General features: G+C 67.3%; 7 protein-coding genes (1 of these 7 cut by a window edge). 6 read left to right on the top strand and 1 reads right to left on the bottom strand.

The genetic code is table 11. The features are described from left to right. The 5 genes from VFV67_RS36585 to VFV67_RS36605 form a co-directional block, all read left to right on the top strand. A protein-coding gene (locus VFV67_RS36585) for a non-ribosomal peptide synthase/polyketide synthase (RefSeq protein WP_326475316.1) crosses the window boundary here: on the top strand, positions 1 to 1,549 show its 3' portion. 17,453 nt of this gene lie to the left of the window's left edge; 1,549 of the gene's 19,002 nt are visible here — the last part of the coding sequence; its start codon lies beyond the left edge, outside the window; it ends in the stop codon at positions 1,547 to 1,549. Then, a complete protein-coding gene (locus VFV67_RS36590; RefSeq protein WP_326475317.1) occupies positions 1,546 to 21,372 on the top strand; it encodes a non-ribosomal peptide synthase/polyketide synthase in 19,827 nt (6,608 codons plus the stop codon). Before VFV67_RS36585 ends, VFV67_RS36590 begins: the two co-directional genes overlap by 4 nt. Before the next feature lie 6 nt (positions 21,373 to 21,378). Further along, entirely contained in the window at positions 21,379 to 22,632 is a 1,254-nt protein-coding gene (locus tag VFV67_RS36595) for an MFS transporter (RefSeq protein ID WP_326475318.1), read from the top strand. Position 22,633: 1 nt separating this feature from the next. Further along, complete coding sequence (locus VFV67_RS36600; RefSeq protein ID WP_326475319.1) at positions 22,634 to 22,840, top strand: MbtH family protein; 207 nt, start codon at positions 22,634 to 22,636, stop codon at positions 22,838 to 22,840. A gap of 386 nt (positions 22,841 to 23,226) precedes the next feature. Next, a complete protein-coding gene (locus tag VFV67_RS36605) occupies positions 23,227 to 23,445 on the top strand; it encodes a hypothetical protein (RefSeq protein ID WP_326475320.1) in 219 nt (72 codons plus the stop codon). Positions 23,446 to 24,079: 634 nt separating this feature from the next. Here VFV67_RS36605 and VFV67_RS36610 read toward each other — a convergent pair. Further along, a protein-coding gene (locus tag VFV67_RS36610) for an IS5 family transposase (RefSeq protein ID WP_326475338.1) occupies positions 24,080 to 24,873 on the bottom strand; the annotation gives its coding sequence in 2 pieces (ribosomal slippage) (positions 24,080 to 24,537 and positions 24,537 to 24,873; 795 coding nt in all). Between the two features lie 582 nt (positions 24,874 to 25,455). On the opposite strand from VFV67_RS36610, the gene VFV67_RS36615 reads away from it, so the two are divergent. Then, positions 25,456 to 25,599, top strand: coding sequence for a GMC oxidoreductase (locus tag VFV67_RS36615; protein ID WP_414636407.1), 144 nt, complete (start codon positions 25,456 to 25,458; stop codon positions 25,597 to 25,599). The last annotated feature ends 38 nt before the right edge of the window (positions 25,600 to 25,637 follow it).

Raw genomic sequence — 25,637 nt, forward strand, 5'->3', positions numbered from 1 at the left:
CTATCTCCCTGTTGATCCGGCCTATCCGCCGGAGCGGATCGCGTTCATGCTGGCCGACTCGCGCCCGGTGGCGGTGGTGACCACCGCGGACCTCGCCGGGACGCTACCCGATTCGCACGACATCGACGTGGTGCTCGTGGAGAGCGTGTCCACCGCTGATGGCCGGGATGACAGTCCCACCGATCAGGATCGGGTGACTCCGTTGGCGGTGACCAACTCCGCCTACGTCATCTACACCTCGGGGTCAACGGGGCGCCCGAAGGGGGTGGTGGTGTCCCATGCGGGGCTGGCGAGTTTCGTCGCCGCCGAGGCCGACCACTACCAGGTGGGTCCGGGAGATCGGGTGTTGCAGTTCTCATCGCCGAGCTTCGACGCGTCAGTGCTCGAGCTGTGCATGTCGTTGCCGTTGGGGGCGGCGCTGGTGATCCCTCCGGCCGGGCCGTTGCTGGGCGGCGACTTGGCGGATGTCGTGGTGTCCCAGGGTGTGACGCACGCGCTGGTGCCGCCGGTGGCGTTGGCCACGGTGCCCGCGGGGGTGGGACTGCCGGGGCTGCGGATGCTGACGGTGGGCGGAGACGCCTGTTCGGCGGAGCTGGTGTCACGATGGGCGCCCGGCCGGCGGTTGATCAATTCTTATGGTCCGACGGAGTGCACGGTGGTGTCGACGTGGAGTGCTCCGCTGTCGGCCGGAGATGTGCCGTCGATCGGCGGGCCGATCTGGAACACCCAGCTGTTCGTGCTGGACAGCGGTCTCCGTCCGGTTCCGGTCGGAGTCGCGGGGGAGTTGTTCGTCTCGGGCGCGGGGTTGGCTCGCGGGTACCTGGGTCGGGCCGGGTTGACCGCGGAGCGATTCGTGGCATGCCCGTTCGGTCCGCCGGGATCCCGGATGTATCGGACCGGGGACGTGGTGCGGTGGAGCGCGCTTGGAACGTTGGAGTTCGCCGGTCGGATCGACCAACAGGTGAAGATTCGCGGATTCCGGATCGAACCCGGCGAGATCGAAACCGTGCTTCGTGGGCACGCCGAGGTCGATGATGCTGTGGTCGTCGCGCACGAGGAAACGCCTGGTGTCAAACGGTTGGTGGCGTATGTGGCCACCTCGAGTGCCGACGAGGGCCTGGTCGAGGCACTTCGGACGATGACCGCCGACCGCCTGCCCGAGTACATGGTTCCGTCGACGTTCATGGTATTGGATCGGTTGCCGCTGAGCCCCAACGGGAAACTCGATCGCCGGGCCTTGCCGGCGCCGTCCGGGTCGGTCTCGAGGATAGGACATGTGGAGCCGCACACCGACACCGAACAGCTCCTGGCCCAGATCTGGGCGGAAGTGCTGGGCCTCGACCGGGTAGGTACCGAGGACAACTTCTTCGCCCTCGGTGGTGACTCGATCCGCAGCCTCAGCATCGCGGCCAGGGCCAAGGTCGCGTTCGACATCCCACTGACACCTCGTGACGTCCTGGTCTCGGCCAAAGTCTCGACCCTGGCCGAACTGGTGGAGGAACGGGTCCTGCGCGAACTCGAAGAGCTTGTCGGATTGGAGTCTTCATGACGACACCGAAGCAAAGTCGGATCGACGCGCTTCCCGCAGAGGTACAACAGTTGCTGAGCCGCAGGCTTGCCGGACGTGCCGAGCGGACGAATGCCATTCCCCATGCGGAGCGCGCCGGTGTGCTGCCGCTCTCGTTCGCCCAGCAGCGCCTGTGGTTCCTCAACCAGCTCCGGCCAGGAGATTCCGAATACAACAGCGCGGTGGGCCTTCGGCTGACCGGCGAGTTGGACTTCGACGCGCTCGCGGCGGCGCTGCAGGGCCTGGCGGTGCGCCACGAGTCCCTGCGGACCACGTTCGATGATGTCGACGGCAGTGCCGTTCAGATCATCCACCCGGAGGCCGACTTCCCGTTGACGGTCACCGACTTGGGCAGCGACGATCTGGACCGAGTGTTGTTCGAGGAATATTCTCGTACGTTCGATCTTCGGACCGGGCCGCTTTGGCGGTCGCTGTTGGTTCGCGTCGCCGCCAGGGAGCACGTGCTCCTGCTCACGGCGCACCACATCGTCACCGACGGTGCGTCGATGGGCGTCGTCGTCGATGAGTTGAGCACGCTGTACGGGGCGATCACCCGCGGTGAGCCGGCCGAGCTGCCGGCGCCTGCCCCGCAGTACGTCGACTTCGCGGTGTGGCAGCGGGCCAGGCTCACCGGCACCGTCATGGATCAGCATCTCGACTACTGGACCACGAAACTGGCTGACATCGTTCCGCTGGCGCTGCCAACGGATCGGCCGAGGCCGGCCGTGCGAACCTCCGCCGGTGGGGTGCACGAGTTCGTCGTCGGCGCGGAGGTCGTCACTCGGCTCGCGCTACTCGCTCGCGCGCACAACACGACACAGTTCACCGTCCTGGTGGCCGCCTGCCAGGTCTTGTTCGCGAAGTACACCGACCAGCGGGACATCGCGCTCGGCACGGTGGTCTCCGGGCGGGACATGCCGGAGTTGGAGAAGATGGTCGGATTCTTCGTCAACACCATCGTCCTGCGGTCCACCGTGGAGTACTCGACGACATTCTCCGATTTCCTCGACGCGGTCAAGGACGTCGTGCAGGACGCCTTCGCACACGACGAGGCTCCCTTCGAGAAGCTGGTCGAGGCGCTGCGCACAGACCGCGATCCCAGTCATAATCCTCTGTTCGATGTGATGGTGCTGCTGCACGGCGCGCAGGGCGAATCCCCGCGGTTCGCCGATCTCGACGTCGGCCGGGTCGACGTGACCCGACGGACGGCCAACTTCGACATCACCGTGGAGTTCCAGGAGTCGGCGGGTGTCCTTGGCGGCTCGATCGACTACAACACCGACCTGTTCGATCCCACCACGATCGAGCGGCTGGCCGGGCACCTGGTGCGGCTGATGGGGGCGATCGCCGCCGATCCGGGACAGCCGATATCGCGTCTGCCGTTGATGTCCGGCGCCGAGCGGAACCAAGTGACGGTGGAGTGGAACAACACCTATCGCGAATGTCCGGCTGGGACGGTAGCCGAACTGTTCGCCGAGCGGGTGCGGCGGAATCCGGATGCCACCGCGCTGATCGCCGATGAGGAGTCGCTGACCTACGCCGAGTTGAACGCACAGGCCAATCGGCTGGCACACCTGCTGATTCGGCTCGGCGCCCGGCCGGAACACGCGGTCGGCCTACTGATGGAACGCTCGGTCGATCTCGTTGTGGCCGAGCTGGCGATCGTCAAGGCAGGCGGGGCATACGTGCCGTTGGACGTACGCGCACCGGCCGGCCGGATGCGGACGCTCCTGCGCGAGACCGGAGCGTCGGTCCTGCTCACCGACCGGGCCTGGCAGTCCGTCGCCCACGAGATCCACAGTGGGCACGTGGTTTCGGCTGATGGTGACCAGCTTCCGGCCGGACCGGACACCGATCCCGCGGTCGCCACACACCCCGACAACCTGGCCTACGTCATGTACACCTCAGGCTCGACCGGTACCCCGAGAGGGGTGGCGGTGCGCCATCAGGACGTGGTCACGCTGGTGGCTGATCACCGCTTCGAGGGCGGTGGGCACGAACGTGTCCTGCTGCACTCACCGTCCGCGTTCGACGCTTCGACCTACGAACTGTGGGTCCCGCTGCTGAACGGCGGCCAGGTGGTCGTCGCACCGCGAGGTGACCTCGGCGTCGACACCCTGCGACAGGCGATCACCGAGCACGGGGTCACCGGGCTGTGGCTGACCGCCGGGCTGTTCCGGATGATCGCCCAGGACGGACCGGACTGCCTCGCCGGTGTGCGGGAGATCTGGACCGGCGGCGACGTGGTACCCGCCGCCGCCATACGTCGGGTACTGGCCGCATGTCCCGATGTGGTCGTCTCGGACGGCTACGGGCCGACCGAGACGACCACATTCGCGACGTCGCATCAGATGTCGGACATCGGGTCGGTGCCGGACTCGGTGCCGATCGGGCGGCCGTTCGACAATGTCCGGGTCTACGTCCTCGACGTTGCGTTGTCACCGGTACCCGTCGGCGTTCCCGGTGAGTTGTACATCGCGGGTGCCGGATTGGCCCGTGGTTACCTGAACCGGCCGGGTTTGACCGCAAACCGGTTCGTGGCCGATCCCTTCGGCGAACCGGGTTCACGGATGTACCGGACCGGGGATGTGGTGCGGTGGACCGCTGATGGACTACTCGAGTACCGGGGTCGCGCCGATGATCAGGTGAAGATCCGCGGGTTCCGCATCGAGCCGGCCGAGATCGAAGGCGCCCTGACACAGCACCCCGACGTTGCCGAGGCGGTCGTGGCCGCGATGGACGACCATGGACGCAAGCGGCTGGTGGCCTATGTGACGTCCACAGTGCCGGACGTGGGGGACCTGCGGTCCTGGCTGAAGCGGACCCTGCCCGACTACATGGTGCCGGCCGCGTTCGTGGTACTCGACGAGTTGCCGTTGAATCCCAATGGCAAGTTGGATCGCAAGGCGCTGCCGGCTCCCGTGCCCAGCCCGGATGGGGAGGCACGTTACACGGCACCCCGCGGCGAGGTGCAGACCACGCTGGCCGAGATCTGGGCCGACGTTCTCGGCGCTGACCGGGTCGGGGTTCAGGACAACTTCTTCGAACTCGGCGGCGACTCGATCCTCAGCATCCAGGTGGTGTCCAGGGCCAGGCGGGCCGGCCTGCGGCTGACCTCCCAGGATCTCTTCCGGCACCAGGTGATCGCCGACTTGGCGACGAGCGTCGAGAAGTCGGTGACACAGGAGAGCGTCGTGCAACGGCCGCTGACCGGCCCGACCCCGCTGACTCCGATCCAGCACTGGTTCTTCGAAACGGTGACGATCGCTCGCGAGCGCTTCGCCATGTCGATGCTGGTGGAACTGCCGGCCGGGATCGACGAGAAGGCACTGCAGGAGGGCCTTGATGCCGTCGTAGCGCATCATGAGGCGCTGCGTAGCCGGTTCACGCTCCTCGACGGCAACTGGTGTCAGGTCGTCGTGCCACCCGAGCCGGCCGGACTGCTCCAATGCCGTGATGTGTCCACATTGGATGCCGAGGCGCAGCAAGGCGTGATCGAGACCGAGGCGCTCGCCGCTCAGGCCGTCCTGAACCCGGGTGCCGGACCGTTGATCAAGGCCGTGTTGCTCCACCGGGGGCCCGAGCGGCGGCCACGTCTGTTCCTGACCGCGCACCACCTCGTGATGGACGGTGTCTCCTGGCGAATTCTGCTCGAGGACCTGGAAACCGCCTACCGTCAGGCGGCCTCGGGCGAGCCGGTGGCTTTGGAACCGGTCGGTACCTCCTTCGCCCAGTGGGCGCGACGACTGACCGAGCACGTCGATGCCGGCGCGTTCGACGAGGACCTCGCGCGATGGGCCGCCGTGTCGAGTGCGGCGGAGGCCGACCTGCCGGTCGACCGCGTCGGCGTCAACACCGTCGGCTCGATTCGTACCGTCACCGTTCGCCTCGATCGGGACCGCACCGACGCGCTGCTGCGCAAGGTTCCTGGGGTGTATCGCACGCAGGTCAACGACGTGCTGCTCAGCGCCCTCGGCCGGACTCTGTCGAACTGGACAGGACGCGACGCTGTGCTGATCGCGATGGAGGGACACGGCCGGGAGGAAATCGTCAGCGGTGTCGACCTGTCCCGAACGGTCGGTTGGTTCACGACCATGTTCCCGGTCGCGCTCACGGTGCCCCGCGACGGGCACTGGGGCCGGGTTCTCCAGTCAGTCAAGGAACAACTGCGTGCCGTGCCGCACCGCGGACTCAGCTATGGCGCCCTGCGCTATCTGCGCCGGAGCCCGTTGGGCGCCGATCCGTCGCCACGGATCAGTTTCAACTACCACGGCCAATGGGACGCGGCGCCGGCCGCGAACTCGTTGTACCAAGCCCGAGGTGCCAATGTCGGCCAGGACCACGCCCCGGCGCAGATCCGTGCCCACATGTTGGACATCTCGGCCATGGTGGAGAACGGGGAACTGGAGATCAGTTGGCTCCACTCCGACCAACTGCATGACGACACCACGGTGGCGCGCCTGGCCGAGCAGATGCGCCAGGCCCTGCTGGAGATCGTCGACCACTGCGCGCTACCGGAGGCAGGTGGACGAACACCGTCCGACTTCCCGCTGGCGAAGCTCGACCAGGCAACCGTCGATCGGCTGGTGGGCAACGGAAGTGCGGTGGAGGACGTCATTCCGCTGACACCGTTGCAAGCGGGGATGGTGTTCCACGGTCTGATGGACACGACCTCCGGCGCCTACTTCGACCAGGCTCGTCTCAGGCTGACCGGCGTGTCCGATCCCGAGGCGCTCGGCGCGGCCTGGCAGCGCGTGGTGGATCGCACGCCGGTGTTGCGTAGTTCCGTGGTGTGGGAAGGAGTGGACGAACCGCTTCTCCTGGTGCATCGACAGGTCACGGTTCCCACGAACTACCACGACTGGCGTGAACTATCCGAGGTGGATCGGAATTGGGAGCTTTCCCGGGTGACGGCGGAAGAGCGTGCCGCCGCCAAGGACCTGACCAAGGCCCCGCTGATGCGCGTCACGATCGCTCGATTACCGGCCGACGAAGTGCTCCTCGTCTGGACCTTCCATCACGTCCTGCTGGACGGCTGGAGTCTGGGCCAGGTGTTCGCCGAGGCATGCGAACAGTACGCGGCGATCGTGCACGACCGGCCGCCGGAACTACCGGTCCGGCGGACTTTCCGCGACTACCTGCACTGGCTGCGTCGTCAGGACCGGTCCCTGGCCGAAGAGTACTGGCGGCGGCTGTTGTCAGGGTTCGAGGCACCCACTCCGCTGCCGTTCGACCGGCAGTCGTTGGAGGCCCACCGCACCGAGTCGACCGAGTCCGTGCACATCGTCCTGTCGGCGGAGGGGTCCGGACAGCTGCGCCAGATGGGCAAGCAGAACGGGTTGACCGTGAACACGGTCGTCCAGGGCGTGTGGGCGCTACTGCTGTCGCGCTACTGCGGCGAGCGCGACATCGTCTTCGGCACCACCGTGTCCGGCCGGCCGGCCGAACTGGCCGGCGTCGAGACGATGGTCGGCATGTTCATCAACACGGTGCCGACTCGCGTCCGGGTCGATGACACCCAGCAGCTGGTGGACTGGTTGCGAGACCTGCAGATGCAGCAGGCCGAGTCCCGGCGGTTCGAGGCGGTGTCGCTGACCGAACTGCGGAGTTGGAGCGACCTGTCCGGCGGAAACACGTTGTTCGACAGCTCGGTCGTCTTCGAGAACTATCCGTTCGACGACACCGCCACCGCGGGAGCCGGTATCCGGGTAACCGAGGTGCAAGCGGTGGACACGACGAACTTTCCGCTCAGCGTCCGTGCCCACCTCGACGATCGGCTGCACGTCACGCTCTCCTACGATCCGCGGTTGTTCGACGCGCACACGGTCGAGCGGTTGGCGGCACACTTCGAGGTGCTGCTGACCGGGTTCGTCACCGACCCGGCCCGGTCCGTATCGGACGTGCCGATGTTGACCGAGACCGAGCGACATCAGGTGTTGGTGGAATGGAACGGCTCCGCCTGCGATCTACCCGCCGGCACCCTGCCGGAACTCTTCGCGGCACAGGTGGACAGGACACCCACGGCGATCGCGGTCACCTGCGAGGGCAGCACCCTGTCGTACGAGGAGCTCAACGCCCAGGCCAACCGGCTGGCGCACTGGTTGATCGAACTGGGCGCCGGCCCCGAACGGTTCGTGGCGCTCACCCTGCCCGCGTCGCTGGACCTGGTGGTCGCGGTGATCGCGACCCTCAAGAGCGGCGCGGCATATCTGCCCATCGATCCCGAAACCCCGCCGGAGCGAGTGGAACGGATGCTTCGGGACACCAATCCGGTGGCGGTCCTGACGGCCGCCTGGATCGGATCGGGGCTGGGCGACGAAACCGACCCGGTTCTTCGTTGCACGCCGGACAACCCGGCCTATGTGATCTACACGTCCGGATCGACCGGTGTGCCCAAGGGAGTGGTAGTCCCACATCGCAACGTCACCCGCCTGTTCGCGGCCACCCGTGACCGGTTCAACTTCGACGAGCACGACGTATGGACACTCTTCCACTCCTACGCCTTCGACTTCTCGGTATGGGAGATGTGGGGCCCGCTACTGCACGGCGGCCGCCTGGTCGTCGTGCCACCGGCCGTGTCCAGATCCCCGCGCGAGTTCGTGCGGCTGCTGGTCGACGAGCGGGTGACGGTGCTCAACCAGACCCCCTCGGCGTTCTACGAGCTGATGGACGCTCCGGAACTCGGCGCCCTGCGGTACGTGATCTTCGGCGGTGAGGCGCTCGACATGGGGCGGCTGCGAGAGTGGTACGACCGGCACGGCAACTCCGCGCCGGTACTGGTGAACATGTACGGGATCACCGAAACCACCGTGCACGTCACCTGTGCCATGCTGGCGAGGGAGTCGACCAGCACGATCGGCGTGGGCCTGCCGGACCTGACGGTGTACGTGCTCGACCCTGGCCTACGCCCGGTTCCGGTCGGGGTGGCCGGCGAGATGTACGTCGCCGGCGCGGGTCTGGCGCGCGGCTACCTCAACCGCCCTGGCCTCACGGCCGACCGGTTCGTCGCCGACCCGTTCGGCGTGGCCGGCACACGGATGTACCGTACCGGTGACGTCGCCCGGTGGAGCACGGTGTTGGATTCCGCCTCCGCGGAAAAGAGCACGTCGGCGGCTGGCCAGCTGCAGTACCTCGGCCGCGCCGACCGGCAGGTGAAGATCCGCGGCTTCCGCATCGAGCTCGGTGAGGTGGAGGCCGCTCTGCTCGGGTTACCCCAGATCGCCTCGGCCGCGGTGATCGCACGTAGGGACGAGACCGGACACAACCGGCTGGTGGCCTACGTCGTGCCGGGCGCCGATGGGGACCTGCCGAACGCGGCGGACTTCCGGACCGCGCTGATGCGTTCACTACCGGACTACATGGTGCCGTCGGCTTTCGTACCGCTGACCGAATTCCCGTTGACCCGCAACGGGAAGCTGGACAGGCAGGCACTGCGTGCCATGGACGTCGACGCTGTGGCCAGCAGCGGGTACGAAGCACCTCGCACCGATGCCGAGCGCACTGTCGCGGATATCTGGGCCGACGTGCTGGGTGTCGATCGGGTCGGCATGACGGACAACTTCTTCGAGCTTGGCGGTGACTCGATCCTGAGCATCCGAGTCGCCTCCCGGCTGCGCGCGGCCTTCGGCGCCGAGGTCTCGCCGCGCGCACTGTTCTCCTTGCCGACGCCTGCCGCACTGGCCGCCGACCTGCCGGCGAAAACCGGCGCACCGGTCGCGGCGACGATCCCGGCCGTGCGCCGCGACCAGCATCTTCCGTTGTCCTTCGCACAGCAACGGTTGTGGTTCCTCAATGAGTTCGATCCGGACAGTGCCCAGTACGTCACGGTGTTCGCCGTGCGCCTGCGTGGTGAATTGTCCGTCGACGCCCTTGGCCGCGCGTTGAGCTCGCTGGTCGCCAGGCACGAGTCATTGCGCACCACCTTCGTGTCGGTCGACGGGCGGCCGCGGCAACTCGTGCACCCGCCGTACGAACTCGCCGTGGCCGTGGTCGAGGTGCCGGGGGAGGCGGAGCTCCGCAGGCTGATCGAGGACGACACCACCCGTCCATTCGAACTCGGGCGCGGTCCACTGGTGCGAGTCATGGTGGCGCGGCTGGCCGCGGACGAGCACGCACTCGTCCTGTCCATGCACCACATCATCACCGATGGCTGGTCGATGGGCGTGCTGGCCGAAGAGTTGAGCCTGCTGTACGACGGTCCCGGTGAGTTGCCGGCGTTGCCGATCCAGTACGCGGACTTCGCTGTGTGGCAACGGGAACGCCTGGCAGACGACGCGATGCGCGAACAGATCGAGTACTGGCGACGTCAGCTCGACGGACTTGCCGCGCTGGAGCTGCTGGCCGATCGCCCCCGGCTCCCCGTTCAGACCACCAACGGCGCCTCGCGTGAGTTCACCGTCCCCGCGGGGGTGACGGCCGAACTCAGGGAGTTGGGGCGCCAGAAGGACACGACGCTGTTCATGACACTGGTGGCCGCTTGCCAGCTGTTGCTGCAGCGGCTGTCCGGTCAGGACGACATCGCCGTCGGCACCGTGACTTCCGGCCGCGAGCAGCCGGAAGTGGAGCGGCTGGTCGGCATCTTCGTCAACACCCTCGTGCTCCGGTCGCACATCGACGGTCGGCGTGGTTTCCGGGAGTTCCTGGCCGAAGTCCGTGGGACAGTGCTGGACGCCTTCGCCAACCAAGACCTGCCCTTCGAGCGGGTGGTGGACGAACTTCGACCCGACCGCGACACGAGCCGGTCGCCGCTGTTCCAGGTGATGGTGACGTTGCAGAACGCGGGCAACCGGCTGCCCGAACTGAGCGGTCTCACCGTCAGTGAATATCCGCTGCCGATCACGACGGCCAGCTTCGACCTCGGCTTCGAGTTCGAGGAACACGACGACGGTCTGCGCGGAGTGGTCGACTACAACACCGACCTCTTCGACGCGGACACGATCGACCGGCTGGTCGGCCACCTTGGCGTACTGCTCGAGGCTGTCGTGGCCGACCCGGATCGGCCCATGGCGCGACTTGACCTCCTGGCGGGCGCCGAACAGCAGCAACTCCTCGTCGCCTGGAATGACACCGATGTCTCCGTGCCCTCGGCGACGTTCCCGGAGCTGTTCGAGGCACAGGCCGCGCGGACCCCCGCCGCGACCGCACTGGTGTTCCAGGATACGGCGTTGACCTTCGCCGAGCTGGACGCCCGGGCGAACCGGTTGGCCCGTCATCTGATCGACCGCGGTGCGGTTGCCGAGCGGTTCGTGGCCGTGGCACTGCCCCGGTCGGCCGAACAGGTCGTGGCGATTCTCGCCGTGCTCAAGACGGGAGCGGCTTACCTGCCGCTGGATCCTGAGCTGCCACCGGACCGGATCGACTTCGTGCTGGGGGACGCCCGGCCGATCCTGGTCATCGACTCGGACACGGCCCCCGACGGCTCCGGCGCCGATCTGACCGACGCCGAACGGGCCCGCCCGCTGGCGGCCGGCAACTCCGCGTACGCCATCTACACCTCCGGTTCCACCGGGCTGCCGAAAGGCGTGGTCGTCGACCATCGGGCCCTGACCCACCTGGCCCACGACCACCGGGCGGAGTTCGGTGCGGTCGAGGGGTCGAACCGGTTGCGGGTGGCCCTGACGTCGGCATTCTCGTTCGACGCGTCGTGGGACGGCTTGCTGATGATGGCCGACGGTCACGAGCTGCACCTGATCGATGACGTCCTGCGGCTGGACCCCCAAGCGTTGGTGGACTACCTAGCCAGCCGGCACATCGATGTGGTCGACTCGACTCCTTCCCATGTCCAGCAACTACTCCTGGCCGGCCTCTTCGCCGGCGAGCGCCATCAACCGTCAGTTCTCATGCTGGGCGGAGAGGCCGTCGACCAAGCGTTGTGGCGTGACCTGTCGGCCATCGACGGCACGGTCAGCTACAACTACTACGGACCGACCGAGTGCACGGTCGACGTGGTGTGGACGCGGCTCGACGCCCACAGCAGCCCCATGATCGGCCGGCCAGGCCACAACGTGCGGGCCTACGTGCTCGACGAGTTGTTGCGCCCCGTGCCGATCGGCGTACCAGGCCAACTCCACCTCGCGGGCAGCCGGCTCGCCCGTGGCTACCTGAACCGACCGGGACTGACGGCCGAGCGGTTCCCCGCCAACCCGTTCGGGCCGCCGGGCAGCCGGCTGTACGGTACCGGCGACCGGGTGCGCTGGACGGCCGGCGGGTCACTGGAGTACCTGGGTCGCGTCGACGAGCAGGTCAAGATCCGTGGCTTCCGCATCGAACCCGGTGAGGTCGAAGCAGCCCTACGCGGGAACCCGGAAGTCGCCGAGGCCGTCGTCGTTGCCCGTACGGACGACGGGCACCTGAGGCTGGTGGCTTACCTGGTGCCCAGCGGTGACACGACACCGGGGACATTGCCACTTCGCGCCTGGCTCAAGCAGAGCCTCCCGGACTATATGGTGCCGTCGGCGTTCGTCGTGCTCGACCGGCTGCCCATGGCCACGAGTGGCAAGGTCGACCGGCGTGCACTGCCCGCTCCGGGACGCCAGCAGGAGTCGGATGAGAGCTGGCGAGCCCCGCGCACGGCGGTCGAGCGACAGTTGGCCGACACCTGGGCCGAGGTGCTCGGCGTCGAGCGAGTGGGCGCGGAGGACAACTTCTTCGCCCTCGGCGGCGATTCGATCCTGAGCATCCAAGTCGTCTCCCGGGCCAGACACGCGGGTTTACGGCTCACTTCGAAGGACATCTTCCGGCACCAGACCGTCGCCGAACTCGCGGTCGTCGTCGAGGCGGATTCGTCGCTCGGACCGGCCGTGCCCGATCTGATCACCGGCCCGGCGCCCGGTACCCCCATCCAGCGCTGGTTCCTGGAAACCGAGCAGGGCGATCCGCACCACTTCACCATGTCGACGCTCGGGGAGCTGCCCCCCGACCTCGACGCGGATGCGCTGTCGTCAGCGGTGGACGCGCTCGTGGCGCACCACGACGCGCTACGAGCCCGGTTCACCCGGGTCGACGGGCACTGGCAGCAGGAACCCGCGCCCCTCGAGCACATCCCCGTGGTGCGTCACCATGATCTCTCCGAAGCCGCCAAGCATGAGGCCGCGATCGCCGCTCAGTCCAGCCTGGACGTCTTCGACGGTCCCCTCGTCGCGGCGGTGCTGTTCACCTTCGGCGACGAACGGGCGCCCCAGCTCTTCCTGACCGTTCATCACCTCGTCGTGGACGGCGTCTCGTGGCGCATCCTGCTCGGTGACCTCGAGGTTGCCTACCATCAGGCATTGGCCGGTCAACCGATCGATCTCGGCCTCAGGACGAGCTCCTACCAGCGGTGGGCGCGGCAGTTGACCGACCACGTGCTGGCCGGCGGCCTCGACGACGACCTGGCGCACTGGGTCAGGACCAGCGGCGAAGCGTCACCCGAGCTACCGGTGGACCGGCCCGGGACCAACACGGTCGGTTCCACCCGCACGATCTCGGTGCGGCTGGATCGGGAAACCACCGACGCCCTGCTGCGCAAGGTTCCCGAGGTCTATCGCACGCAGGTCAACGACGTGCTGATGAGCGCGCTCGGCCGGGTGCTGTCGCGGTGGACCGGTCGTGAGCGGGTCCTGGTGGCCATGGAGGGACACGGTCGCGAGGAGATCCTCGACCAGATCGATCTGTCGCGGACCGTCGGTTGGTTCACCGCGGAGTTCCCCGTGGCCCTGGCGGTGCCCAGCACGGAGGACTGGGGTGGTGTCCTCAAGTCCGTCAAGGAGCAACTGCGCGCCATTCCCCACAAAGGACTCAGCTACGGCGCACTGCGATACCTGAGCACGGACAGCCCGTTGCGCGCCGACCGGTCGGCGGAGATCTCCTTCAACTACCACGGCCAGTGGAACGCCATGGCGGACGCGCGCGGCTTCTACCGGTCCTGGGGCGCCGGCATCGGCCAGGACGCCGACGATGGCCGGCTCCGCACCTACCTGGTGGACGTGATCGGCGCCGTAGCGGACGGCGAGTTGGAGCTGGGCTGGACGTACTCCACGGCCGTGCATGACGAGAACACCGTGTTGCGGCTGGCCGAACAGGTCATGGCGGCGCTGCGGGAGATCGTCGCGCACTGTGGTTCGCCGGAAGCGGGCGGGCGTACCCCGTCGGACTTCCCGCTCGCCGGCCTCAATCAGTTCACTGTGGACAGTCTGATCGGTGACGGCCGGTCGGTCGAGGACATCTACCCGTTGACGCCGCTGCAGGCCGGCATGCTCTTCCACAGTCTGATGGACGTCGAGTCGGCCGCGTACTTCGAGCAGCTCCGGATCCGGCTGTCGGGTGTGCCGGATCCGCGCGGGCTGGGCGAGGCGTGGCAACGGGTGGTGGACCGGACCCCGGCGCTTCGCACCAGGTTGGTGTGGAAAGGCGTCGACGAGCCGGTGCAGGTCGTGGACCGTGACGTGGTACTGCCCATTGCCCAGTACGACTGGCGCAACCGGTCCGAGGTCGACCGCGAGGCCGACCTGCGGGGCCTGCTGGAACGGGATCGCGCCGACCGGTTCGATCTCGCCACCGGACCGCTGACCAGGGTGGCGATAGTCGCGCTGTCCGACGACGAGGTGCTGCTGGTGTGGACCTCGCACCATGTCCTGCTCGACGGGTGGAGCGCGGCGCAGGTGTTCTCGGAGGTGTGCGAGCAGTACGCGGATGGGCGTGAGCCGGCCGCTCGCCGCCCGTTCCGGGACTACCTCGGTTGGTTGTCCGAGCAGGACACCGGGCAGGCCGAGGAGTACTGGCGGACGGTACTGTCCGGGTTCGAGTCGCCGACCCCGTTGCCCTACGACCGCCGGCCGGTGCAGGCCCACCGGACGCAATCCGGCGAGTCGGTCCGTATCGAACTCTCCGTCGCCGAGACGAGCAGGTTGCACGAGGTCGCCAAGCGCAACGCCCTCACCGTCAACACGATCATCCAGGGGGCGTGGGCGCTGCTGCTGTCCCGCTACAGCGGCGAACAGGATGTTCTGTTCGGCACTACGGTTTCGGGCCGCCCGGCCGAACTGCCCGGTGTCGAATCGATGCTCGGCATGTTCATCAACACCATGCCGACCCGGGTCCAGATCCACGGTGGATGGACGTTGACCCGGTGGCTGCGCGAGCTACAGGCCACGCAGAGCGAGTCGCGCGGCTTCGACTTCGTGTCTTTGGGACAGCTGCGGCTGTGGAGCGATGTCGCGGCCGGTCAGAACCTGTTCGACAGCATGGTCGTGTTCGAGAACTATCCGATCAGCGAACCCGCGATCGCGGGAGCGCCACAGGTGCTGGACGTGGAGGCCTCGGACTCGACGAACTTCCCACTGTGCCTGCGTGCTTTCCTTGGCGACCGGCTCGCTCTCGACATCGCCTACGATCCGGCGTTGTTCGACGCGGACTCGGTCGCGACGATGGCCGACCGCCTTCGCTTGCTGCTCAACGGAATCGCCACCGATCCGAGCAGCTCGTTGTCCAGGACGGCGTGGATGTCCGAAGACGAGCGGGTCCGCGTTGTCCTGAAATCCTGGGGTGCCCAGCGCGCCGTGCCCACGGCGACGGTCCCCGAACTGTTCCGGAAGCAGGTAGCTCGCACGCCGGATGCGCCGGCGGTGGTGGGCCGGTCCGCCACCCTGTCCTACGCGGACCTGGATTCCCGCTCGAATCACCTGGCGAATCGGCTGGTGGAACTTGGTGTTCGGCCGGAAGACCGGGTCGGCCTCCTGGTGGAGTCATCATTCGAATGCTGCGTCGCGGAACTGGCGGTGCTGAAGGCCGGCGGGGCATACGTTCCCATGGATATCCGAGCGCCACAGCAACGCATGCGCCTGGTGCTGGCGGAGGCTGGTGTGTCGGTGCTGGTTGCCGATCCTGTTTGGGAGTCGACCGCCCGCGAGATCCATGATGGACAGGTCGTGCTCATCGACACAGCCGGCTCGCCAACAGGCCCGGACGTGGCCATGCATCAGGACAATCTGGCCTACGTCATGTACACCTCTGGATCGACCGGGACACCAAAAGGTGTAGCGGTAGCTCATCGAGACGTGGTGGCGTTGGCCTTCGACGGCTGTTTCCTGGGCGGCGCCCACGAGCGGATGCTAGCCCATTCACCGCCGGCGTTCGACGCCTCGACCTACGAACTGTGGCTGCCGTTGCTGACCGGCGGCCAGGTCGTGCTGGCGCAAACCCCGGACCTGAGCGTGCAATCGTTGACCCAGGCCATATCCGAGCATCAGGTGACCGGATTGTGGCTCACTTCGGGATTGTTCCGGTTGGTCGCTCAGGACGCGCCGAGCTGCCTGGCCGGCGTCCGCGAGGTGTGGACCGGTGGCGACGTGGTCCCGGCGGCGGCGGCGCGCCACGTCCTGGAAGCGTGTCCTGGGTTGGTCCTGGTCGACGGATACGGTCCTACCGAAACCACTACATTTGCCACCTCCCATCGGATGGCCGAGTCAGCGGCAGTGACCGAGCCGGTGCCCATCGGACGCCCGCTGGACAACATGCGTTGCTATGTGCTTGACAGAGCCCTGCGGCCGGTGCCGCGAGGAGTGCCGGGAGAACTGTGCATCGCCGGTCTGGGACTGGCCCGCGGCTACCTGAACCGCCCGGGGCTGACCGCGGAGCGATTCGTGCCCGATCCACTTGGTGTCGTGGGGGAGCGGATGTACCGGACCGGGGATGTCGTCCGGCGGACCGCGAACGGCGATCTCCACTTCCTCGGGCGATCGGACGAGCAGGTCAAGCTGCGCGGGTTCCGGGTCGAACTGGGTGAGGTCGAAGCCGTGCTGACCGCCCACTCCACCGTGGGTGAGACCGTGGCGGTCATCGACGATCGCTCGGGCAGCAAGCGATTGATCGCCTACGTCGTACCGGCGGCCGGTGCGACCATTGAGCCCTCGGACGTGCGCGCACATGCCGTGGCAACGCTGCCGGAGTACATGGTGCCGGCGGTGATCACGGTCGTTGGCGAGCTGCCACTGAACCACAACGGAAAGGTGGACCGGCGGGCGCTTCCGGCACCCGATTCCGGCAGGTCGTCAGGCGAGGAATATGTGGCGCCGCGTACCGAGCTCGAACGAGGGGTCGCCGCGATCTGGGCGCGACTGCTCGGGGTGGAGCGGGTCGGGATCGCCGACAACTTCTTCGAACTCGGTGGCGACTCGATCCTGAGCATCCGGTTGGTATCCAGGCTGCTCGCCGACCGCGGGGTGAGTGTGTCCCCGCGAGCCGTGTTCACCAACCCGACCGTCGCCGGCTTGGCCGCCGTGATCGATGCGGACCATGTCGGCGCGGGTGACCGGATTCCGGTGCTGCCAAGGGACGGTACCGCCGTCGCGCAGTCGTTCGCCCAGCAACGGCTGTGGTTTCTCGACGACTTCGAGCCCGGTGGCCTCGACTACGTCGCGTTGACCGCCGTGCGTCTGGTCGGCGAGTTGAGCGTCGACGCGATGTCCGAAGCGTTCACGGCGCTGGTGGCCAGGCACGAGTCGCTCCGCACGACCTTCGACTCGGTAGTGGGCCGTGGCGTCCAGATCGTGCATCCGCCCGCGGCGGTCCTGGTGCCCGTTGTCGACCTGTCCCAGTGGTCTCGTACGTACATCGTCGCCGAACTGGCGCGGATCATGGACGAGGAGGGCCGGCGCCCGTTCGACCTGCGCCGTGGCCCGCTGATGAGGCCGGGACTGGTCCGACTGGCAGCCGATGAGCATGTGCTGACCGTGGCCGTGCACCACATCATCACCGACGGTTGGTCGAACGGGGTGATCGCCAGCGAGTTGAGCGTGCTGTACGGCGCGGCCCTGCGCGGCGAGCAGGCAGACCTGCCGCCGCTTCCGGTGCAATACGCGGACTTCGCCGCCTGGCAGCGGGGACAGCTGTCGGACAGCGTGCTGGACGAGCGGTTGTCATACTGGCGCCGGCAACTCGCGGGCGTCGCGCCGTTGGAGCTGCCGACGGATCGTCCGAGGCCGGCGGTGCATTCGACGAACGGCGCGGCGTGCGAGACCGTGATTCCGGCGGTGGTCACCTCTCGGCTCAAGAAGTTGAGCCGGGAGCGGGAGACCACCCTGTTCACCACGCTCATCGCGGCGACCCAGGTCCTGTTCGGGCGGTGGTCAGGGCAGGAGGATGTGGCCGTTGGCACCGTAGCCTCCGGCCGTGAGCGCGCCGAGTTGGCCGGGCTCGTCGGATTCTTCGTCAACACATTGGTGTTGCGCTCCCACGTGCGTGGCGACGTCGCGTTCACCGACTTCCTCGACGTGGTACGGGAGACCGTCCGGGACGCGTTCGATCGTCAGGACCTTCCGTTCGAGCGGGTGGTGGACGGCGTTCGACCCGACCGCGACACCAGCCGCACTCCGCTGTTCCAGGTCATGGTCGTGCTCCAGAACACGCCACAGGAGCCGGCCCGGCTGCCCGGCATCGAGGTCGAGGACCTTCCACTGCCGGTCACGTCGGCGAGCTTCGACGTCACCATCGAGTTCCAAGAGGTCGACGGCTGCCTGCGGGTCGCACTGACCTACAACACCGACCTGTTCGACGCCGCCACAATTGAGCGGCTCTCCGATCACCTGGGGGTGTTGCTCGGTGACATCGCCGACGATCCGGGACAGTTGGTGTCGCGACTGACGCTGCTGTCCGACGCCGAACGCCGACGGGTGCTGGTCGAGTGGAACGACACGGATCGGGACGTGCCCGCCGTCACGTTGCCCGAGTTGTTCGAAGCACAGGTGCGACGTGATCCGGACGCTCCAGCGGTGTTCTCGCGGCTCGCCACCGGCGCGGACGAGACGGTGTGTTTCGTCGAGCTCAACGCCCGAGCGAACCGGTTGGCGCGGTTGTTGGTCAACCGGGGCGTCGGCCCGGAGCAGATCGTCGCGCTCGCACTGCCCCGGTCGGTGGACATCATCGTCGCCCAGTTGGCGGTCCTGAAGGCCGGGGCGGCGTTCCTGCCGGTGGATGTGGCCTATCCGGCGGAGCGGATCGCCTTCATGCTGGCCGACGCCCGCCCGACGCTGATACTGACACGTCGCGACACGGTCTCGAACCTGACAGTCACCGAGGACGTCACCGTGCTGGTACTCGACGAGCCCAGCTTCATGTCCGAAGTGGATGGTGTGCGTGCTGGTGACCTGACCGACGCCGACCGCATCTCCCCCCTGCTGCTGGAACACCCGGCCTATGTGATCTACACATCCGGATCGACCGGGCGGCCCAAGGGGGTCGTCGTGTCGCATACCGGCCTGGCAAGTCTCTCGGCGGCGGCGGTGGATCGTTTCGCCGTCGAACCAGGCGATCGCATCCTGGAGTACTCCTCCCCGAGCTTCGACGTCTCGATACTGGAGCTGTGCATGTCGTTGCCGGCTGGAGCAGCACTGGTTGTGCCACCTCCTGGCCCGTTGTTGGGTGACCAGCTCGCCCAAGTGCTGGCTGACCGCGCGGTGACGCATGCGGAGATCCCTCCCGCCGCGCTGGCCACCGTTCCGAAGACGTCATTGCCGGACTTCCGAACCCTCATCGTGGGCGGAGACGTCTGCCCCGCCGATCTGGCGACCCGCTGGGCGCCGGGCCTTCGGATGATCAACGGCTATGGACCGACGGAGTCCACCGTATCGGCGACCTGGAGTGAACCTCTGACGGGCAGTGGGACCCCGCCCATCGGCAAAGCGATCTGGAACACCCGCTTGTACGTGGTGGACAGCGGGTTGCGTCCGGTGCCGGTCGGTGTTTCCGGTGAGCTGTACATCAGCGGCAAGGGCCTGGCGCGCGGTTACCTGAACCGTCCCGGGCTGACCGCTGACCGGTTCGTGGCCAATCCCTTCGGGTCGCCCGGGTCGCGCATGTATCGCACCGGCGATGTCGTCCGCTGGACCGTGGCGGGTGCGCTGATGTTCTTGGGGCGGACCGACGACCAGGTGAAGATCCGCGGTTTCCGGATCGAGCTGGGCGAAGTCGAGTCCGCCCTGCTCCGGCATCCCGAGGTCGGCGAGGCCGTTGCGGTCGTGCAGGGCGAGCGCATGGTCGCCTACCTGGTGCCGGCGCCGGGATCGGCCACACCCAGCACACCTGCCCTGCGCGAGTTCCTCGGCCGGACATTGCCCGACTACATGGTGCCCGCCGCGTTCATGTCGCTGGACGCGCTGCCGTTGAGCCCCAGCGGCAAGATCGATCGGCGTGGACTGCCCGCCCTGACGGCGGCCCCCGAACTGGAAGTCCAGCATGTGGACCCGAGTAATCCCACCGAGCGTGCGCTCGCCCAGATCTGGGCGGAGGTGCTCGGGTTGGAACGGATCGGCGTGCGGGACAACTTCTTCGATTTGGGCGGCGATTCCATCCTCAGCATGCAGGTGGTGTCCAGGGCCAGACAGGCGGGCTTGGGGTTGACATCGAAGGACCTCTTCCTGCATCAGACCATCGACGTGCTCGCTCCCGAGGTCACGGGTTCGAACGTGGTGCGGGGTCAAACGGAACCGGTGGTCGGTTCGGTACCGCTCACGCCGATCCAGCACTGGTTCTTCCAGTCACACACGGTCAATCCGCACCACTTCAACCAGTCGATGTTGTTGGAGCTGACGGCCGACCTGGACGAGAAGGCGTTCCAGCAGGCGCTGGACGCGTTGTGGATCCACCACGACGCACTTCGGATGCGGTTCGAGTGCGTCGACGGGCAGTGGCGGCAACACAACGCCGCCCCTGAGGCAATGCCGTTGGTTCAGCGGCATGGCCTGTCCGACATCGATGACGCCGACGGACACCTGGCCGCCATGGAGAAGGCGGCCAGCGAGGTCCACGCGAGCTTCGACCTCGGGGCCGGCCCGCTGCTGAAGGCGGTCCTGTTCACGGTCGGCGCGGGTCGCAAGACCTATCTCTTCCTGGCGGCACACCATGTCGTGGTCGACGGAGTCTCCTGGCGCATCCTGCTCGATGACCTCGACATGGCCTACCAGCAGGCGGCGCGGGGCGAGCCGGTCGACCTCAGTACCAAGACGACGTCGTTCCTGGACTGGGCCAACCGGCTCGGCGAACATGTCGCGGCAGGCGGCCTTGACCACGAACTCGACTACTGGGCCAGCGTTCAGGACGTGTGGGAACTGCCGGTGGACGACCCGCACCGGCTCGTGGAGTCCGGGACTCCGACCGCGATGGTGTCGATGGTGTTGGACGCCGAGGACACCGGCACGCTCCTGCGTTCGGCACCCACCGTGTATCGCACGCGGATCAACGAAGTTCTGCTCAGCGCCTTCGCGTGGGCGTTGTCCCGATGGACCCGACACAGCAGCGTGTCGATCGACCTGGAAGGACACGGCCGGGAGGACGTCCTCGACGCCGTCGACCTGACCCGCACCGTCGGCTGGTTCACCACCGTCTTCCCCATCCTGCTCACCGTGCCGGACGGGGACGAGCCGCGCTGGCGGGAGCTGATCAGGTCGGTTCGCAAGCAGCTGCGCGGCATTCCCGGAAACGGGTTCGGCTTCGGAGCCCTGCGTCACCTCGGTTCACCGGCGGCACGTGAGCGCCTGACCGGCGACGGACAGGGGCCGCAGATCGCGTTCAACTATCTCGGGCAGTGGGACGGCACCGCCAAGGACACCGGGGACGGTCTCTATCAAGCCTCGCACTCCTCGCTGGGACAGGATCACGATCCCGCCGAGAGGGCCGATCACCTGGTCGAGGTCGTCGGTGCCGTCCAGGACGCGGAACTGGTGTTCTCCTGGTTCTACCAACCTGACCTGCACAGGCGCTCGACTGTCGAATCGGTTGCCGGCGACTTCGCCGATGCTCTCCGGAGCATCGCGCGGGACTGCAGGGGAGGCTGAGTCTCCATGACCGTTTCGCTGTCGCGAAACCGCGACTATCGCCTGTTGTGGATCAGTCAGGCGTTGTCGGGGGCCGGCTTCAGCGCCTCGATGATCACTTTTCCGCTGCTGGTACTCGCGGTCACCGGTTCGCCTGCGATGACCGGGCTGGTGCTGGGAGTGGCGGCGCTGGCACAGGTCGTCGTGGGAGTGCCAGGCGGCGCACTGGTCGATCGCTGGAACCGCAAGAAGATGATGCTGGCCGCCGAGGCGGCACAGGCGCTCGCGGTCGCCAGTCTCGTCTTCGCGTTGTGGCTGGACGTGGCGGCCGTGCCGCACATGGTGGTGGTCGCGGCCGTGATGGGTGTGTGCAATGCCCTGTTCGGGCCGGCCGAGGATGCGGCGTTGGCCCGGATCGTGCCGCACGGACAGTTGTCGACGGCGGTGGCGATGAACTCCGCCCGCGGCTCGCTCGGCGCGCTGTCCGGCACGGCCCTGGGCGGCTTCCTCTTCGCGGCCGGAAGGTTGGTGCCGTTCGCGTTCAACGTGTGCACCCACACGTTGTCGGTTGTGGCACTGTTGTTCGTCCGCGTGCCGCATACCCACGTGGAACGGCAGCCGGCCCGCCAGCTGGGTAAGGAGATGGTCGAGGGCCTGCGTTGGGTATGGCAGCAGCGCCACGTACGGGTCACGGTGCTGTGCGCGGTAAGCCTGAACTTCTTCTTCAGCGCCTACTACATCGTCATCATCGTGTTGGCCACGGAACGGGGAGTGTCGTCGGGCGAGATCGGCATCATGGTCGCGATGCTCGGGGTGGGCGGCATTCTCGGTGCCCTGCTCGCGCCGTACCTCCATCGCCGGGTGAGTCCGTACGTGTCGATCATCGGTGTGTTCTGGGCCCTGACCGCACTCACCCCCCTGGCCGTGCTCATCGACAACGGCTTCCTGATGGGCGGGCTGTTCTTCGCGATGGCGTTGCTGCCGCCGACGGCGAACACGACGATCAGCACCTACCAGTTGCTGCTCACGCCGGATGGGCTGCGCGGCCGGCTGACCGGGGTGATGGGGATGGTCTCGGGCGTGTCCGCGTCGGCCGGCCCTGTGGTCGGGGGCCTGCTCGTGCAGCAGGTGGCCGGTACCGATGCGGTCCTCCTGATCGCCGCGGCCATCGCGGTCATCACGGTGTTAGTGACCTGCAGCCCCACTATGCGCACGTTTCCCCGCGACGTGAGCATCGCGATGGACGCATCCGAACCGGAAACGACGAAAGGACGGCAGTGACATGGACGAGGACATCAAGTACCAGGTACTGATCAACGACGAGGAGCAGTATTCGCTGTGGCCCGCAGACCAGGATGTGCCCGCCGGCTGGCGCGGCACCGGCACCGAAGGGAGCAAAGAGATCTGCGTCGCCTACGTCGACGAGGTGTGGACCGACATGAGGCCACGCAGCCTCCGTGAACGCATGGCAGCCGACCAACTGAAATGAAGGCGGGTGGCTGGCACTCGAGGCCGTTACACCCGCCATGCGGTGCCGGTGGGTGGGGCTGCGGGCGTGGTCGCCGTCGGGTTCCAGTTCGACCAGGTTGGCGGTGCCGGTGTTGGCGCCAGGACCTGCCCGGGCGACGAACAGCCAGGCGGTGCTGGTGGCGAACAGCAGCACCGCCACGGCGGCGGTGGCCAGTCCGACCAGAATCGCCCGGCGGCGTCCGATCAGGTCGGACAGCGGCGAAGGCGGCGAGTCGAACGCGAGCTTCCCCCAATCCGAGGAAGTCAGGGGTAACTGGCGGTATGAAGGAGCGGTGGTGGGGGCACGACCCACCCGTTCGGGATGATCGGGACACACAGGGGCCGTCTAACTGACACACGTGATGGGTGGTCGTCGGGTACATTTTCGCCGTGGTGGCGGCTTTGGCGTCGGGCAGTGGTTCGATCCTGGAGTCGCTCGGTGTCCGGCGTGCGGGGGCCTACGGCGGCATGTTGTTGGATCTGGTGGCGCTGCGCCGTCAGTGGGTTACCTTTGTGGGTCTCAGTGTGGACGTGTTGGGTTCGTCTTCGCCGCTGCCGCACTGCATCGGCTGGCGTTGTTTCTAAAGGACGCAGTCTCATGGTCGCCGCCGAAGGCGGTTCCTGACAGCGCGGCAACCACATAGTCGAGCCAATCGGCGCGGCTCCAAGAACAAGATCCGAGTCACCGTCAACTACCAGCAGCAATCACTGTTCGACCCTCCGTAGAGCGGTCGCGGGCCCAGGCGCGGCTCGACAGTCGGGATGTCCTTGTGGGTCGGCCACGTCGCCGGCGGCGGTCGTTCGCGGGAGTAAAGTGGTCTATGGCGCGAGCCTGCATGACTGCGACGATGAGAGGTCGCTCAGCCGGACCGTACTTGATCTGCGGAAACGCTACTTGACTAAATAGCGTCTATGGAAAAGTCTCCGGGAGAATCTGAGACCCGAAAACTTGGCGTGTTACGCTTCTCGGCGTGCTGGACAAACGGCTCTGAGTACAGCGCTGAATTCGATCCGCCTGGGGGTCAAGGGGTCGCAGGTTCAAATCCTGTCAGCCCGACGGCGAAGCGGGGTTTGCGCAGGTCAAGGCCTCGCGAACCGCCCTCGGTGATTATCAGGCTCGATGCGTAACAGTGTCATCATGGCGTACAGCGCTCGTAGGCCCATTTGACTCGGTTGGACCCCTTGGCTCCTGTGGGCCGCGGAATTTGACTAAGAGGTCCTAACAAAGTGCGGCGAGCCGTCGGTAGGTGATGATGCAGGTGGCGATGCCGAGGAAGGCTTCGTGGATGTCGTCGCGGCGTTCCCAGCGGGTGCGGAGTCGTCGGAAGCCGTGGTACCAGGCAATGGTGCGTTCGACGACCCATCTGGTGGTGCCCAGGCCGGATCCGTGCGGTTGGCCGCGGCGGGCGATTCGGGTGCCGATTCCTTTGGCACGCAGGAGCCTGCGGTATTTGTCGTGGTCATAGGCGCGGTCGGCGAAGACCACCTGGGGGCGGCTGCGGGGACGGCCACGTCGCCCGGCGATGGGTGGGATGGCCTCGATCAGTGGCAGCAGTTGGGTGACGTCGTTGCGGTTGCCGCCGGTGACCGAAGCCGCCAACGGGATGCCGCCAGCGTCGGTGATCACATGGTGTTTGGAGCCCGGCCGGCCGCGGTCGACCGGGCTCGGTCCGCTTTTGGGCCTCGTTTGAGCGCCCGCACGTGCGAGGAGTCGATCACCGCCCGGGAGAAGTCCAGCGCATCGGCCGCGCGCAGCTCGGTCAGCAGGACCTGGTGCAACCGGTCCCACACTCCGGCCTCGTTCCACGCCGCCAACCGGCGCCAGCAGGTCATGCCCGACCCGAACCCCAACTCTTGGGGCAGATACTCCCACTGGATCCCGGTGTAGAGCACGAACAAGATCCCGCACAACACGCGGCGGTCGTCCAACCGCCGCCGCCCCGGGTGTCGTGCTCGGCGCGGCACCACCGGAAGCAACGGCTCGACCCGATCCCACAGACCGTCGGTCACGATCCACGGCGGCTGCTCGCCCCTGCGCACCGCATAGTCCTACCAACCAAGATCAACACACGCAAGTCCCAAGATCATTTTGTTAGGACCTCTAAGGGTGCCTACCGGGCGGGTCGTTGACATTTTCTGTCTTCTTTAGACTGTCCGCAACCGCCGCTCCATAGTGGACTGGACGGCGGACCTTCTGGCGTCGCAGCTGTGCTGCGGGCCAAGGACCGCAGCAGGTCTGGGAGATCGAGTCCGGCGACGGCCCGGTGATCACCAGCGCGATCCGCCTTGCCGACCGGGTCGATATGACCCGCGCGAGCCTGGCCGGGCGCCTACCTCGAGGACGGCGCGGAGTCCGTCCGCCTGTTCAGCACCGGACCGGCCGGAAGCTCCGTGCCCGTTGCTCGGAATGGGCCGGGACGTGCCGAACGGCCGGTTGCTGCTGCGCGGCGACCGGCTCGACCTTGCGTGGAGCCCGGACGCCAGCGCCGAACACTTTGACCGGTTTGTGGGTGACCATGCGGCGTGTCGCGGACGTGCTTGGCGCGGAGCGCTCCGCGGGTCTGCCCGCCTGGCTAGCGTCCCGTTTCATCACGGGTGCGGCCGCTTGGCGGCGCGCCGATGGGACACCGCCCGAGCGAGGGTGTCTGCGACGCCTACGGTGAGGTCTTCGGCCATCCTGGGCTGTTCGTCGCCGACGGGGCGCTGATGCCGGGCTGGTGGGAGCTAACCCGGCACTGACCATCGCCGCCCTCGCCGACCGCATGTCCACTCGGATG

Source organism: Actinophytocola sp. (genome assembly GCF_035762905.1).
GTDB lineage: Bacteria > Actinomycetota > Actinomycetes > Mycobacteriales > Pseudonocardiaceae > DASYTH01.

Excerpts from the sequence above, each read along its gene's own strand:
- VFV67_RS36590 (WP_326475317.1), top strand. The coding sequence starts at position 1,546 with ATGACGACACCGAAGCAAAGTCGGATCGACGCGCTTCCCGCAGAGGTA.
- VFV67_RS36595 (WP_326475318.1), top strand. The coding sequence starts at position 21,379 with ATGACCGTTTCGCTGTCGCGAAACCGCGACTATCGCCTGTTGTGGATC.
- VFV67_RS36600 (WP_326475319.1), top strand. The coding sequence starts at position 22,634 with ATGGACGAGGACATCAAGTACCAGGTACTGATCAACGACGAGGAGCAG.